This window comes from Phocaeicola coprocola DSM 17136 (assembly GCF_000154845.1).
Lineage (GTDB): Bacteria > Bacteroidota > Bacteroidia > Bacteroidales > Bacteroidaceae > Phocaeicola > Phocaeicola coprocola.
Genome location: NZ_DS981458.1, coordinates 1 through 13,841, shown reverse-complemented (window position 1 = coordinate 13,841; position 13,841 = coordinate 1). Strand labels below are relative to the sequence as shown.

Here is a 13,841-nt window from a genome sequence, read left to right as displayed (position 1 = left end):
TATGCACAAATGCAGGTACTTCCGCTTCAATATCGTAGAGCGTATGCAACTTTATTCCGCCTTTATGTTTGCGAAATTTAGCCCATTCAAACACTGACAGGCACAGATCAATCGTTGTAGAGTCAAATGCATAAACATGACCGTCAAGTTCGAATATTTTATTGATTCTACGCTTGCGGGCCTCGGCAATCATGAATGTTGCGTACTCTTCGAAGATGCGGTAGTTACGTTGCTCATTAGCCTTACTAAGATTGCTCCGAGTTACAGACTTCCCGATTCCGAGATGGTAAAGTTTTCCAGCATGAGCTTCCATAGCCACAATCAAATCTCTAAGACTATCTCGATTGGATAGCTGACCGAACATCATCGTAAGCAGCTGATTCCAACAGGTATAGCTCTTGATATACTTATCGCCTTCATACTTTGTAACGATACGATTGAATTTACTTCGGTCAAGGAACTTAACTAATTGGGCAAAAATATATGGGTCTTTATGCATAACGGTCTGAAAATTACCACAAAAGTAAATTCAAATCCGTTCTCCCAAAAATCTCCTATAACAAATTGAATTTCAATAATTTCAAAGAACTTCTATGATTTTTTAGTGGACACTAATGTTTTCGGATACAAAAATAATGAAGAACTTATAAATATGAAAATATACCTCGTCACGTACGTGGTGAGCTCTTGTCACGTACGTGTGAATATCTCGTCACGAACGTGATAAGCTATAGTCACGAGCGTGATAAGGTAATTTGATGCTGTAATTCTTCTCTGAAAGCCATGATGGGTATCCGAAGTAAAACAGATTACAAAATGTCAGCAAAACAAACTTTTCTATATATATGTGAAAAATATTCAGAATAAGAATTGTTTATGTGTTAAAGTTATTTTATATTTGCATATAACACAAAAACTAATTCCTTTTTTCGGATAATATCTTAAATATTTAAAAATATGAATGGTCGTAAGTGGATGAATCTTTTAGCTGTACTGAGCGTGGGAGTCTTGCATGCGGAATCAGTTTTTGCCACAGTAAGTTCTACAGTCAAAAGTGTGGAAGTGCGACAGGCAAATCAGCAGAAAAATGTTGTGAAGGGAACGGTTACCGATGAAAGCGAACTTCCTGTACCTGGGCTTCGGTAGTAGTTGTAGGTACTACGGAAGGAACTGTAACCGATATGGACGGAGCTTATTCTCTTGCATTGCCGAGAAATAGAGCTGTGTTGCGATTTTCGTTTATAGGCTTGAAATCGGTTGAGTTCTAAATGTTGTTTTGAAATCAGATAATCAGGTGCTCGACGATGTGGTTGTCATCGGTTACGGAAGCAAGAACCGTAAAAGCCTGACAAGTTCTATTTCGTCTGTCAAGAAAGACGATTTGAATAAACTGTCGGAAACATCATCTACAGTTCAAGATATGCTTGGCGGAACGATAAAAGGTGTGCTGGTGACACAAAACAGCGGTGAACCCGGTGAGACGATGACGGTCAATGTACGTGGTATTACTTCCCCTTATCCGATTTCTACCTCGCTTACGGCAAATAACGCTCCGCTTTATGTAATAGACGGTGTGCCGATGTTTGTCGACAGTAATGCACTGAATCCACTTATGAATATTGCACCGAATGACATTGAAAGCATTGATATACTGAAGGATGCTTCGGCTACGGCTATTTATGGTTCGCGTGGAGCAAATGGTGTAATTATAGTGACTACCAAGAATGGACGGAAAGGAGAGAAGGCTACTGTGGAAGCCGGATATACATTGAGCATTGCAAATCCGGTAAAGGTCTTTGAACCGTTGAACAATCAGGAATTCCGTTCGTTGCAGGAAGAAATTTTGCGTAACACGATGGATGCGTACAATTATGATATGGCGAATTTTACCATGACTACGCAGTATAGCATGATGTACGATCCGACAATCTTGATGGCTTACGGTAATTTTGAAGTCGACTGGAATACGTTGATGTATACTAAATTCCTGGGACTGAACGAAAGCGCATTTGGTAAGGAAAATATTAATTGGGAAGATGAAACAAGAAATAAAAATGCAATAACCAATCAGTATAATGTTTCTGTTCGTGGCGGATCTGAAAAAACAGATTATTCGTTTGCTTTCAATGCCATCGATCAGGAAGGTTTATACAAAAATGACAATCTTGAAACTTATAGCGGACGTTTGTCTGTCAATACCGACATAACCAAACGCATACGTATGGGAGCTTTGCTTGGCTATTCTTACTCAAAGCGTACTAGTCCTAGTCAGGAAAGTATCATGGCTCCTGATACACATCCGTGGCTGGTTCGTCCGGATTTGCCCGTCTATGATGAGAATGGTGATTATACCCGACTGGATAAAGGATCGTTGTATTTTATGCCGTCAGGGTATGTAAGTGGCCCGAATCCGGTTGCTTTGCTGAACCGTAAAGCAAAATATGAAAGCGACCAGTTTATGGGAAATGTTTATGTCGACATAGAGCTGCTGCGTAACCTGAAGTTCCATTCCGATTTTACGCTGGCTTCTTATAATTATGACAATAGTTATTTTTCGCCCAGTTATTTGCAGGAAATTTGGGTAGGAAGTCCTTATTATGCTCAGCTTACCACAAACAACTCGAAGTATGCCAGTACATCGATAAATTTCCGTTTAGATTATAACTATCATACAGGCAAACACTTATTTGGTGCAATGGCTGGATATGGAGCCGACCGTTCACGCAGTACTGGTGGAACAAATATGTATCAGGGCTTCCCGAATGATGATAATTTGGATAATGTGGGTTCAGCACAGTCTGTATTGATGTATTCCGACTACGTTGCAAAGAGTGGTTTGAACTCTGTATATGGACGTCTGTCGTACGATTACGACTCACGTTATCTGCTGGAAGTGAGTATGCGTGCCGATGCTTCATCTAAATTCGGTCCGGGAAACCAGTGGGGAGTCTTTCCGGCAGTTTCTACCGGATGGGTAATAAACCGTGAAGCTTTTATGGAAAAGGCATCCTGGATAGATAACCTGAAGATGCGTTTAAGCTGGGGACAGACCGGATCTACGAATGTTTCCGATTTTTCATTCCGCCAGTTCTATACATCCAGCCAGTATGGAGAAAGTTCGTCTGTCAAGTTGCAGGATTTACTTCCTAACCGTGGTATCCATTGGGAAAAGACAAATGAAGTGAATTTTGGTCTGGATTTCTCTTTCTTTGGCGACCGCTTGTACGGAAGTTTGGATGCATATTATCGTTATACCGATGGTGCACTGGCTCCTGCTCCTCATATACTGGAATCCGGAATGTCGAATTATTACGATAATATAATCGATATGTCAAACCGTGGAGTGGAAGTTTCGCTAGGTGGTTATCCTGTTCGTGGTAAGGATTTTGCCTGGAATACGGATTTGAATATTTCGGTAAACCGTAACCGTATAGAGTCGCTGAACAATGCACAGATCAATTCGTACATGCAGGATGCTTTTATTGTGGGAAAACCGGCAGGAACAGTGAAAGGTTATATAGTTGACCATATTGTTCAAAATATGGATGAAGTGAATGAACTGAATGCAAAGGCTGTAGAAAAAGGTTTTGCTGAGTATCAGTCTGGTATCGGTGTTGGAGATTTTCTGATGAAAGACACTGACGGAAATGGTACGATTACATCCGACGACCGTCAAGTCATAGCAACTCCTGAACCTAAATTCTTCGGAGGATGGACCAATACGTTTACTTATAAGAATCTTTCTTTGTCTTTCCTTATGCAGTTCTCTTGTGGAGGAGAAGCTGTATATAGTAACTTAGGAGAGGAAATCAGCGGCGTTTTGGGACAAAGCGTTGGCAGAGAGCTTTACGGAAACACCTGGACACCGGAACGTACGGATGCTAAGTATGCACGTCTGGTTGCAGGTACAATGAGTTATAATTATATGGCGAACGACCGTTTTGTTTTTGATACATCTTATTTGAGAATGAAGAATATTACGCTGTCGTATTCATTGCCTAAGGCATGGATAAATAAATTGTATTTAAGTAATGCTTCACTCTTTGTGACGGCTACCAATTTATTTACGATTACTCAATGGCCTGGACTTGATCCGGAAACTGTTGCTACTGGCATTACAAGTATGGGAACTAACAACGACCCTTATCCGTTGAGCCGTTCCTTCTCACTGGGAGTTAAGTTACAATTCTAAAAAAAGACTATTTATGAAACTGAATATAAAATCTTGTTTAGTGGCAGGCATGTTTTCTCTGACAATGGCTTCGTGCAGCCTGCTGGGACCTATTGATGATATCCATCCCGAAAATGTGTTGGATGATGAAACTGTCATAACCGATGCCCGTTCGGCCGAAATAGCAGTAAATGGTATCTATGAAGGCTGGAGAGCGAAAAGTTCTATTTACAATGCATTGTTTTTGCGTACCGGAGTTATGCAAAGCTCGAGTGTAAGTGGTGCCAGAAGCTTTTTGACTGGAGATATACAGGATGACAATGTAATTGTGGAAGAAACTTATATCTTCTTGTATTACATAATCAATCAGGCAAATTCGGTGCTGGCGGCTTTGGATAAGGATATAAAAGGACGTTCTGAAGAAGAAAATCTGAATTATCAGAGAGAAGCGAAGTTCAACCGGGCGATGGCAAACTTTATGCTGCTACGTTTGTATGGTGAATTTTGTAACATGGACTCTCAGTATGGTATCGTGCTTCATGACGCTCCTGTGCGTGACAATACCCCGAAAGCGAGAGCGACTGTCCGCCAGTGTTACACATCTATTCTTGATGATCTTAAAGAGGCTGAAGTGTTACCGGTAAAACATTCTTCTTTGGGAACAGTAGCCATGTATTATGGAAATTATCTGTCGGCAAAGGCTTTGAAGGCAAAGGTCTTATTGTCTATGGGTAATTTTGATGAGGCATATAAACTGGCCGATGAGGTTATAACAAAAGGGGCTGATGAGGGTATTATGCTTGAGCCTGTATATGGTGATATTTTTAGCAGCTTCCAAAGTACGGATTTATTGTTTTATCCATATACGATGAACAATCAGCAGACTGTAGCTGGATACCGTTACGACTGGAGTGCCGGAGCAGGAAACACCTTGAGAAAAATAGCAGCTCTATATCCGGAAGATAAACGTTATGCATGGGCTTTTGATGCAGAGAATATGATTTCATCGTATCGTATGAATAAGTATCAGATGAATGATAATGTGGATAAAGTTCCGGGAAACTCTTTATATATGCTTCGCCTGTCGGAGATGTACTTGGTGAAGGCTGAGGCTGCGATACGTAAACCGGCTCCTGATTTTACTGCTGCTCGTGAAGCATTGCGTCCGATAACCGATCGTGCAGGATTTGCTGCGGACTTTGTTGATAATGTAGCCGACAAAGATATGCTGATGACAGTCTTTTATCAGAAATATCTGGAGCTGTTCGGTGAAAATTTTGAAGATTGGTTCGACATGATACGTTATAACAAACTGGACGGAACTGATTGGGTTGCATTGGGATATGTTAATTCATGGACCAGACTGGCTCTCCCTATTCCTCGTTCAGCTATTGCTGGAAATGATTTATTAGTTCAAAATCCTTAAATGAAGAATAATAGTTATGAAGAAAATTTTTTTGTTGGGCATGGTAGCTGGTTTGTTGGCTTCATGTCAGAGTAAAACGGATGGGTATACCATCGAAGGTACATTAACAGGTGATGCAGCTTCAGGAAAAGCTTATCTGGAACGTTCGGTATACTTGTCGGATCCGGTTGTGGTAGATAGCACTGTGGTGCAGAATGGCAGTTTTACTTTTTCAGGAAAAGTAGAGCGTCCGGGACTTTATTATGTAATAATCGACTTAAACAAGCCGGGCGAAGAGCCGGATTATCATAATAAGATGTTTCGTACAATGCTTTATCTGGAGAACTCAGACATTACTTATAAGGGAGATGTAGCTACATTGCCAGGAGTTTATTATGCTTCCGAGCGTGAGAGTAAATCTCCAGAGATTACCGGTTCGTCAGTTCACGATTTATTTGTTACGATGAATAAGGAGATTCAGGTATATTCTGATACTTTGAATACTTTGATGGAACGTTATGCAGATGAATACTTGGTACCGGAGTCGGAAGGAAAGGATGTGAGTGCCGTTGGTATGGAAATAGCTCGTGAAGAAATGAAATGGAAGGATAAGCTGTTACAGTATCAGCTTGACTTTATCAAGAAACATGCAGACTCTCCGGTAGCGATGGATCAGGCAATGTATTATCTTTCGGGTATGGAATTCTTACCTGATGTTAAGGAGATTGACCAGATGCAGGCTTTGTTTGAGAAACATTGGGCAGGAACTGCCGAGCTGGAACATTTTACAACTGCTGCATCAGCGGCACGTCCGTTGGCTGTAGGACAGAAGTATAAAGATATCGATGTTTTAGACCGTAACGGAAAGACTGTAAAACTTTCTTCTATGATTCCGGAAAACGAATATGTCATGCTGGAGTTTTGGGCAAGCTGGTGTGGACCTTGTCGCGGAGAAATACCTCATTTGCGTAAAATACATGATAAGTACAAGGATTTTGCTATTGTAAGCATTTCACTTGATGAGAAGGAGTCTGAATGGCAGAAAGCCATGAAAGAAGAAAATATGAGCTGGACACAGGGACGGATAGAAGGAGGTATTTATGGAGCAGGTGCCAAAGAATATAATATCCAGGCTATTCCGATGTGTCTGATTCTTGATAAAGAAGGACGCTTCTATAAGACAAATATGAGAGGTGCATATTTGGATGTATTTTTAGATGATTTATATAAGGCGAATTAACCTCTGTAAGGTTATTTTTCTTGAAATGTTCCTCAGTAACTGGTATGTGCTGGGGAACATTTTTTGTTTGTTCTCAAAAAAACGATTATCTTTGCTTCCGCAAATTGTATGCAGATGGATAAACAGTTACGATATAATGACTTTGCCGGTTTTTTAACGAAGCAGTTTCCGTTCAAGGTACAGAAACTTTCGGTTAATGCGGGTTTTACTTGTCCTAACCGTGATGGCTCAAAAGGGTATGGAGGGTGTACATATTGTAACAATCAGACGTTTAATCCGGAATATTGCCGTACAGAGAAAACGGTAACCACACAGTTGGAAGAAGGCAAGCTGTTCTTTGCCCGCAAATATCCTCAGATGAAATATCTTGCCTATTTTCAGGCGTATACAAATACTTACGGAGAATTAGAACAGCTGAAGCGAATGTATGAAGAGGCTTTGGATGTAGAAAACGTTGTGGGGCTGGTCATCGGTACGCGTCCGGATTGTATGCCCGATTCGTTGTTGGACTATCTGGAAGAACTGAACCGCCAGACTTTCCTGCTGGTTGAATATGGCATAGAAAGCACTGATGATCATACACTGGCACGGATAAACCGGGGACATACATTTGCATGTACGGAAGATGCTGTACGTCGTACGGCCGGAAGAGGGATCTTGACAGGTGGACATGTGATATTGGGTTTGCCTGGGGAAGATTCTGAAAAGTTGATCCGTCAGGCTGAGGCCTTATCTCAGTTGCCACTGACAACGCTGAAAATGCATCAGCTGCAGCTGATAAAGGGTACGCGTATGGCCCATGAATTCGCACAACATCCGGAGGATTTTCATTTATATACGGTCGATGAATATATTGATTTGGCTATCGACTATATAGAACACCTTCGGCCGGATTTGGTTTTGGAGCGATTTGTTTCGCAGTCGCCCAAAGAATTGCTGATAGCTCCTGACTGGGGACTGAAAAACCATGAGTTTACAACCAGACTGAAGCGCCGGATGGAAGAACGTGATGCATGGCAAGGAAAGCATTGTAGTAAAAAATATAGTATAATTAATTCGGATAACAAAAATGGAAATTAAAGGAAAAGTACATTACGTAGGTGTGAACGACCGCTCAAAAGCGTTGTTCGAAAATCTTTGGCCGCTGCCTTATGGTGTGTCTTATAACTCATATCTGATTGCCGACGATGAAATGGTAGCGCTGGTAGATACTGTTGATGTAGCATTTTTCGAAGTTTATTTGAAGAAAATTCGCGCCGTTATCGGTGACCGCAAAATCAATTATTTGATTATTAATCATATGGAACCCGACCATTCTGGCTCTATTGCACTGATTAAGCAGTATTATCCTGATATCGTATTGGTTGGAAACAAGAAAACTTTCGATATGGTAGAAGGTTATTATGGAGTAGGTGGTGACCGTTATGTTGTAGGTGACGGTGATTTCCTGAAATTAGGACATCATAATTTACGTTTCTATCTGGTTCCGATGGTACACTGGCCTGAAACAATGGTGACTTTCGATGAAACAGAAGGTATCTTATTCTCTGGTGATGCTTTCGGATGCTTCGGAGCACTGAATGGAGGATGTATCGATAAGAATATCAATACAGATATTTATTGGAATGAAATGCGTCGTTATTATTCCAATATTGTAGGAAAGTTTGGAAATCCGGTACAGAAAGCTTTGCAGAAATGTAGTGGACTGCCTATCAAGATGATCTGTTCTACTCACGGTCCTGTATGGGAAGAAAAGATTCCTCAGGTTATCGATATGTATGATAAAATGAGCCGCTACGAAGGTGAAGAAGGTGTGGTTATTGTTTACGGTACAATGTATGGCAATACAGAAGAACTTGCAGAAACCATAGCTGAAGAATTAAGTGCCCAGGGTATCAAGAATATTGTAATGCACAATGTTTCGAAAACTCATCATTCATTTATCTTGGCAGATATCTTTAAATATAAAGGTCTGATTGCAGGATGTACTACTTACAACATGAACTTATATCCCGAAATGGAAGCTTTGTTGAGCAAGGTGGCTGCCCGCGAGATGAAGAATCGCGTAATGGGATATTTCGGTTCGTTTACATGGGCTAGTGCCGCAGTCAAGAAAATCGGTGAATATACAGAAAAGCTTAAATTCGAGGTTGTTGGCAATCCGGTAGAAATGAAGCAGAGTATGAAGGAAGATACTTGCCGTCAGGCTAAGGAACTGGCAAAAGCTATGGCAGACCGTTTGAAAGCTGACCGTTGATTGTGCTGGTAGAAAAAGAGAAGCGTTAAAGCTAAAATAAGTATATAGTAAACTTATATACTCTGGTATACAAACATAAAAGAACTGTATCAGGCTCTATTTGATGAGCTATGATACGGTTCTTTTTTATTTATTTTTCGAAGATATATCGGTGGTTTTCTCCCCATTCATCCAGTATGTCTATCAAAGGCAATACACTTTTGCCTAATTCTGTCAGTGCGTATTCGCTGTGGGGAGGTAGTTCTGCATATATTTTCTTTTCTATGATGCCGTGTGCTTCGAGCTCTCTCAGATTCTGATCTAGCACGCGAGAGATGGCCTCTGGTATTTCACGGTGAAGCTGGCTGGGACGTTTGGGAGTTTCTCTCAGTGCATCTATCAGGCAAGGCTTCCATTTTGAACCGATAATTTCCATTGTAATGCGGATTCCGCAAGAAAGATCAAGAAGTGTTTTTCTTTTATACATGCATGTTATTTTTAGTTTACTTGCAAAGATAGTTCTTTTTATTTGCTTGATAATCAATATATGGATAAAGTTGTTGGTATCCGATTATTTTATCGTGTATTGCAACGGCTGATAATATCCTTTACTTTTGCTGTAAAAAGAGGCACGTGTTAGAGCCGTAGTAGTTATATAAAAAATCATAGTATGAATTATAGAGTTTTTGGAAAAACTGGATTTAAAGCGAGTGAGGTATCTTTAGGAACTTGGCAACTTGGTTCTAAATGGGGAGATCCTTTTGATGAGCAGGTAGCTATGAATACATTGCAGGTTGCATACGAACAAGGGGTAAATCTGATTGATACGGCTGATATTTATCAGGATGGAATGAGTGAACATACTGTCGGGAAGTTTCTGAAAGGCAAGAAAGATAAAGTGTTTGTAGTAACCAAATGTGGTAGAAAGCTTAATCCACATGTTTCAGCGGGATATAATGAAGAAAATATCGTGAAATTTGTGGATGCTTCACTTAAGAATATGGACGTTGATAGCCTTGATCTGGTTTTGCTTCACTGTCCGCCTACTGAAGTATACCGGAATCCGGAGATTTTTTATGTTCTTGATAAATTGAAACGGCAGGGTAAAATCTGTCATTATGGTGTCAGTGTAGAAAAGGTAGACGAAGCACTGGAAGCATTGAATTATGACATATCTGCCATTGAAGTTATTTTTAATATGTTTCGTTTGAAGCCGGCAGAAGAATTGTTTCCGAAAGCAAGTAAACAAAATGTCGGAATCATAGTCCGTGTACCTTTGGCTAGTGGACTGCTGACAGGAAAATACTCAGAAGAAACAACATTTGGAAAAGCTGATCACCGCTGTTACAACAGAAACGGAGAGCTTTTCGATAAGGGGGAAACTTTTTCAGGAGTAGACTATATGACAGGCGTGAAGGCTGCACGCGAGCTGAAACAGCTGTTGCATACAGATAATCTTGCAGCTCGTGCTTTAAGATATATTCTGATGTATCCCGAAGTCAGTACTGTCATTTCGGGAGCAAGTTCTCCTGCTCAGATAATGGAAAATGTCAAAGCTTCTTCTTTGCCTCCTTTTTCACATGAAGAAATGGAGGTGGTACGCCAAGTATACGATAAGCATATCCGTCCTCTGGTACATCATTGCTGGTAACCAGTTGTATTTTTAAAAGCCTGAAATGAATAATCACAGATAAAAAAGTCATTGCATTTTAAAAAGTGCTATATTTGTGATTATGATACAGAAATTATATTCCAAGAATAACGATTCCGATGTGTTGCAGCACATTGTGGATATATTGAATGACGGTGGGATAATCATTTATCCCACCGATACCATGTATGCTATGGGTTGTCATGCCCTGAAAGAACGGCCGATCGAACGAATCTGCAAGTTGAAGAATATCGATCCGCGTAAAAACAACCTCTCTATTATTTGCTGCGACTTGAGCAATATCAGCGAATATGCCCGTGTAAGCAATGCTACCTTTAAGTTGATGAAGCGAAATCTGCCCGGACCGTTTACATTTGTCCTTAATGCAGACAGCCGGTTGCCTAAGATATTCCGTAACCGGAAGGAAGTAGGAATTCGTGTGCCGGACAATAATATTATTCGTGAAATATGTCATTTACTTGATGCACCTATTCTTACCACTACTTTACCCTTGAATCCGGATGAAGATGTCGAATATGTTACCGATCCGGAGCTTATAGACGAGAAATTTGGTTCGGAAGTTGATTTAGTGATAGACGGAGGCATAGGAGGCGTTGAACCTTCTACCGTTATAAATTGTTGTGAAGATGTGCCCGAAATAATTCGTCAGGGCAAAGGGGTATTGGAAGAATAAATATTAATCAATTTAAAATAAAACAACTATGTTATTATCATCTTTATTGAATGGAACTTTCCTGAGTGCAGGTTCTAAGGGAGTAGATGTAGAACAGCTGCTGTCGAAGTTGCTTGACTGGGGTATTGAGGTAGGAAAAGACCTGTTAGGAGCAATCATTATTTATATTGTCGGCCGCTTTATCATCAAGCAAGTCGGACGTTTGCTTGCACGCATTCTGGAAAAGAGAAAGCTTGAAATCAGTGTGCAGACTTTTTTGAGAAGCCTTGTCAGTATATTGCTGAATCTGATATTGGCTTTTGCTATTGTTAGCCGTCTGGGAGTAGAAACTACCAGCTTTGCAGCCTTGCTGGCTTCTGCCGGTGTTGCTATTGGTATGGCTTTGTCTGGAAATCTTTCCAACTTTGCAGGAGGATTGATTATTCTGGTATTTAAACCTTTTAAGGTAGGCGACTATATAGAAGGCCAGAATGCGAATGGTACTGTACGCGAAATTCAGATATTCCATACTATTCTGACAACAGTAGATAATAAAGTCATCTATGTTCCGAATGGTGCATTGAGCAGCAATGCCATTACAAATTACAACAAACAGGAAACACGTCGTGCTGAATGGGTATTCGGAGTAGAATATGGTGAAGATTTCGAAAAGGTAAAAGCCGTATTGCAGCGTATTATCGATGCAGATCCTCGTATATTGAAGGATCCGGCTCCGATGATTGCTTTGGGAGCTCTTTCGGCAAGCAGTGTGGATATTAAGGTCCGTGCGTGGGCTAAGACAGCTGATTACTGGGATGTATATTTTGACATGAATAAAATCGTGTACGATACATTCAATAAGGAAGGTATCGGATTCCCGTTCCCGCAGCTTACTGTTCATCAGGCAAAAGACTGATTGTGATTTTTACATAAAAAAACGGAAAAAGCATTTCCTCTTCCTTTGTGTGGATGGGAAATGCTTTTTTGTTTGAATGAAAGTTATTTGCAATATCGTTCTATCAGTTGGCGTGCTTCATCTTTTCCTGAGGCGAAACTCATTGTATCAATGATTAGCTGACGGTTGTGGCAGTCGTATATGTGAGGCGCCATGACTTGCAGGAATTTTATCCGTTCATTGTCGAAATCACATATAGAAAGCAGTTTGACACATTGCTTGCATGTAATATTTCTGCCATTCATGCCTGTTTGCAGTATCTTTAGCTGATCGAATGAGAAAGCATCCTTTACCTTTTCATATAATACATTGATTTCACCGTCACTATATATCCGACCGCTGTGATGCTTCTTGTTCAGTATGTTTTTTGCTTTTTCCTCTCCCGATATAAAAGTCATTGAATCAACAATCCGGTCGGTATTTTCCCGGTCGATAATGGTTGGTTCCAGAATGACCAATGCTTCCAGTCTTTCATCGTCGAAGTTGAATATTTTCATCAACTGTACGATTTCATCACAGGTAAAGTCTGACTGGCGTGCGGCTTCTCTGAGTATTTTCAGACGTTCGTCTTTGAAAGGCTTGTCTTTTACCTTCTGATACAATTCCTGAAACCATGCCTGATCGTCTGTCGGATAAGCCAGCGAAGGTCTTTCTTCAACAGGAGCAGGCGGACAGATAGCTATAGGCGGGTAGGCAGGAGAGGGGGTAGCTCCTGCGTATGAATTGAATGAAATGACTTTATCGTGTTGAAAATCGAGCAGAATGGTTGTTACTGCTCCGCTGAAGTGTATCTTATGAAATTCCCATTGCTCTATTCCATTGTAGGAACGTTTGAACTCGGGATTTCCCAGTAGGTCAACGACTTCACGTTTTGTCATACCTGTATGTAGGCTTTCTGCCAGGCGGGAACGCTGTAAGGAGGTATCTAAAACTCCGCAGCTGGTTGTAGTCAGTAGCACGATTGCCATAATGACGACTTTCATAAAGTTCTTCATATCCATTATTCTTTTTGGTTGGTGTTACAAAAATAGACAATAAAATGAATGATAGACGAATAGAAAATCCTATAAATATGCAGGCAAATTCCTATAATGAATAGGGAATTTCCCTATAAAGGATATACTATCTGTATTACTTAGGGTATATTTCCTTCTGTCTTGCTTTTTTTATTATAAAAAACCTGTTGGCGGAATTAAAATAGCGCATATTTAACTCTGCCAATAGGCTTTTCATTTTTGTAGTTAATATATTGGAGGATTGTAAGTGCGCTAATCTTCCCGATAATCCGGGCAAACAATCCATCTGTATCTTTCGCATAATTCCTTATAATCATAAACTGGTCACACAATTGCGAGAATATGGTTTCAATTCTTTTTCTCGCTTTGGCAAAAGCTGGGAATGTTGGCTTCCATTCTTTTTGATTACATCTGTATGGTACCTCCAATCTGATATTGGCAGTTTCAAACAGATCCAATTGCACTTGGGCACTTATATATCCTCTGTCCCCTAT

The 13,841-nt window shown here is 40.4% G+C and carries 14 protein-coding genes; 10 read left to right on the top strand and 4 right to left on the bottom strand.

From position 1 onward, the window contains the following. Positions 1-499, bottom strand: a 499-nt coding sequence (locus BACCOP_RS05260) for a DUF4372 domain-containing protein (protein ID WP_007567077.1), incomplete at its 3' end; no start/stop codon positions are given. A gap of 458 nt (positions 500-957) precedes the next feature. On the opposite strand from BACCOP_RS05260, the gene BACCOP_RS05255 reads away from it, so the two are divergent. From BACCOP_RS05255 to BACCOP_RS05230, 7 genes are all read left to right on the top strand, one after another. Beyond that, positions 958-1,146 carry a hypothetical protein gene (locus BACCOP_RS05255; protein ID WP_007567075.1) on the top strand — a complete coding sequence of 63 codons (189 nt, stop codon included), beginning with the start codon at positions 958-960 and terminating at the stop codon, positions 1,144-1,146. 35 nt (positions 1,147-1,181) lie between these two features. Further along, positions 1,182-1,268, top strand: a complete 87-nt coding sequence (locus BACCOP_RS21525; protein ID WP_083779548.1) for a peptidase associated/transthyretin-like domain-containing protein — start codon at positions 1,182-1,184, stop codon at positions 1,266-1,268. An 8-nt stretch (positions 1,269-1,276) separates the two neighbouring features. After that, positions 1,277-4,192, top strand: coding sequence for a SusC/RagA family TonB-linked outer membrane protein (locus BACCOP_RS05250; protein ID WP_007567073.1), 2,916 nt, complete (start codon positions 1,277-1,279; stop codon positions 4,190-4,192). A 13-nt stretch (positions 4,193-4,205) separates the two neighbouring features. Beyond that, positions 4,206-5,597: a RagB/SusD family nutrient uptake outer membrane protein gene (locus BACCOP_RS05245; protein WP_007567071.1), complete on the top strand. Its 1,392-nt coding sequence runs from the start codon at positions 4,206-4,208 to the stop codon at positions 5,595-5,597. Positions 5,598-5,613: 16 nt separating this feature from the next. Next, the gene (locus BACCOP_RS19220) at positions 5,614-6,816 is read left to right on the top strand and encodes a TlpA disulfide reductase family protein (protein WP_007567069.1); all 1,203 of its coding nucleotides are present in this window, start codon (positions 5,614-5,616) and stop codon (positions 6,814-6,816) included. Between the two features lie 114 nt (positions 6,817-6,930). Further along, the gene (locus BACCOP_RS05235; RefSeq protein WP_040311852.1) at positions 6,931-7,896 is read left to right on the top strand and encodes a TIGR01212 family radical SAM protein; all 966 of its coding nucleotides are present in this window, start codon (positions 6,931-6,933) and stop codon (positions 7,894-7,896) included. Beyond that, positions 7,886-9,073 carry an FprA family A-type flavoprotein gene (locus tag BACCOP_RS05230; protein ID WP_007567065.1) on the top strand — a complete coding sequence of 396 codons (1,188 nt, stop codon included), beginning with the start codon at positions 7,886-7,888 and terminating at the stop codon, positions 9,071-9,073. The genes BACCOP_RS05235 and BACCOP_RS05230 overlap by 11 nt, the downstream gene beginning before the upstream one ends. 130 nt (positions 9,074-9,203) lie before the next feature. Here the strand turns inward: BACCOP_RS05230 and BACCOP_RS05225 are convergent, their stop codons facing one another. Beyond that, a complete protein-coding gene (locus BACCOP_RS05225; protein ID WP_007567062.1) occupies positions 9,204-9,539 on the bottom strand; it encodes a winged helix-turn-helix transcriptional regulator in 336 nt (111 codons plus the stop codon). A 183-nt stretch (positions 9,540-9,722) separates the two neighbouring features. On the opposite strand from BACCOP_RS05225, the gene BACCOP_RS05220 reads away from it, so the two are divergent. The 3 genes from BACCOP_RS05220 to BACCOP_RS05210 all read left to right on the top strand — a co-directional run bounded on the left by BACCOP_RS05220 (position 9,723) and on the right by BACCOP_RS05210 (position 12,292). Further along, positions 9,723-10,703 (top strand): aldo/keto reductase, encoded by a 981-nt coding sequence (locus BACCOP_RS05220; protein WP_007567060.1) that lies wholly within the window; start codon positions 9,723-9,725, stop codon positions 10,701-10,703. A gap of 82 nt (positions 10,704-10,785) precedes the next feature. After that, a complete protein-coding gene (locus BACCOP_RS05215; RefSeq protein WP_007567058.1) occupies positions 10,786-11,397 on the top strand; it encodes an L-threonylcarbamoyladenylate synthase in 612 nt (203 codons plus the stop codon). Between the two features lie 28 nt (positions 11,398-11,425). Then, positions 11,426-12,292: a mechanosensitive ion channel family protein gene (locus tag BACCOP_RS05210; protein ID WP_007567056.1), complete on the top strand. Its 867-nt coding sequence runs from the start codon at positions 11,426-11,428 to the stop codon at positions 12,290-12,292. A gap of 83 nt (positions 12,293-12,375) precedes the next feature. On the opposite strand, the gene BACCOP_RS05205 is transcribed toward BACCOP_RS05210, so the two are convergent. Next, positions 12,376-13,326, bottom strand: coding sequence for a DUF4476 domain-containing protein (locus BACCOP_RS05205; protein ID WP_040311850.1), 951 nt, complete (start codon positions 13,324-13,326; stop codon positions 12,376-12,378). Positions 13,327-13,523: 197 nt separating this feature from the next. Next, on the bottom strand, positions 13,524-13,841 hold a 318-nt coding region (locus tag BACCOP_RS05200), incomplete at its 5' end, for a transposase (RefSeq protein WP_007567053.1).

Coding starts and splice junctions, on each gene's coding strand:
- BACCOP_RS05225 (WP_007567062.1), bottom strand. CDS start 9,539: ATGTATAAAAGAAAAACACTTCTTGATCTTTCTTGCGGAATCCGCATT.
- BACCOP_RS05220 (WP_007567060.1), top strand. CDS start 9,723: ATGAATTATAGAGTTTTTGGAAAAACTGGATTTAAAGCGAGTGAGGTA.
- BACCOP_RS05205 (WP_040311850.1), bottom strand. CDS start 13,326: ATGAAGAACTTTATGAAAGTCGTCATTATGGCAATCGTGCTACTGACT.
- BACCOP_RS19220 (WP_007567069.1), top strand. CDS start 5,614: ATGAAGAAAATTTTTTTGTTGGGCATGGTAGCTGGTTTGTTGGCTTCA.
- BACCOP_RS05215 (WP_007567058.1), top strand. CDS start 10,786: ATGATACAGAAATTATATTCCAAGAATAACGATTCCGATGTGTTGCAG.
- BACCOP_RS21525 (WP_083779548.1), top strand. CDS start 1,182: ATGGACGGAGCTTATTCTCTTGCATTGCCGAGAAATAGAGCTGTGTTG.
- BACCOP_RS05255 (WP_007567075.1), top strand. CDS start 958: ATGAATGGTCGTAAGTGGATGAATCTTTTAGCTGTACTGAGCGTGGGA.
- BACCOP_RS05230 (WP_007567065.1), top strand. CDS start 7,886: ATGGAAATTAAAGGAAAAGTACATTACGTAGGTGTGAACGACCGCTCA.
- BACCOP_RS05210 (WP_007567056.1), top strand. CDS start 11,426: ATGTTATTATCATCTTTATTGAATGGAACTTTCCTGAGTGCAGGTTCT.
- BACCOP_RS05245 (WP_007567071.1), top strand. CDS start 4,206: ATGAAACTGAATATAAAATCTTGTTTAGTGGCAGGCATGTTTTCTCTG.
- BACCOP_RS05235 (WP_040311852.1), top strand. CDS start 6,931: ATGGATAAACAGTTACGATATAATGACTTTGCCGGTTTTTTAACGAAG.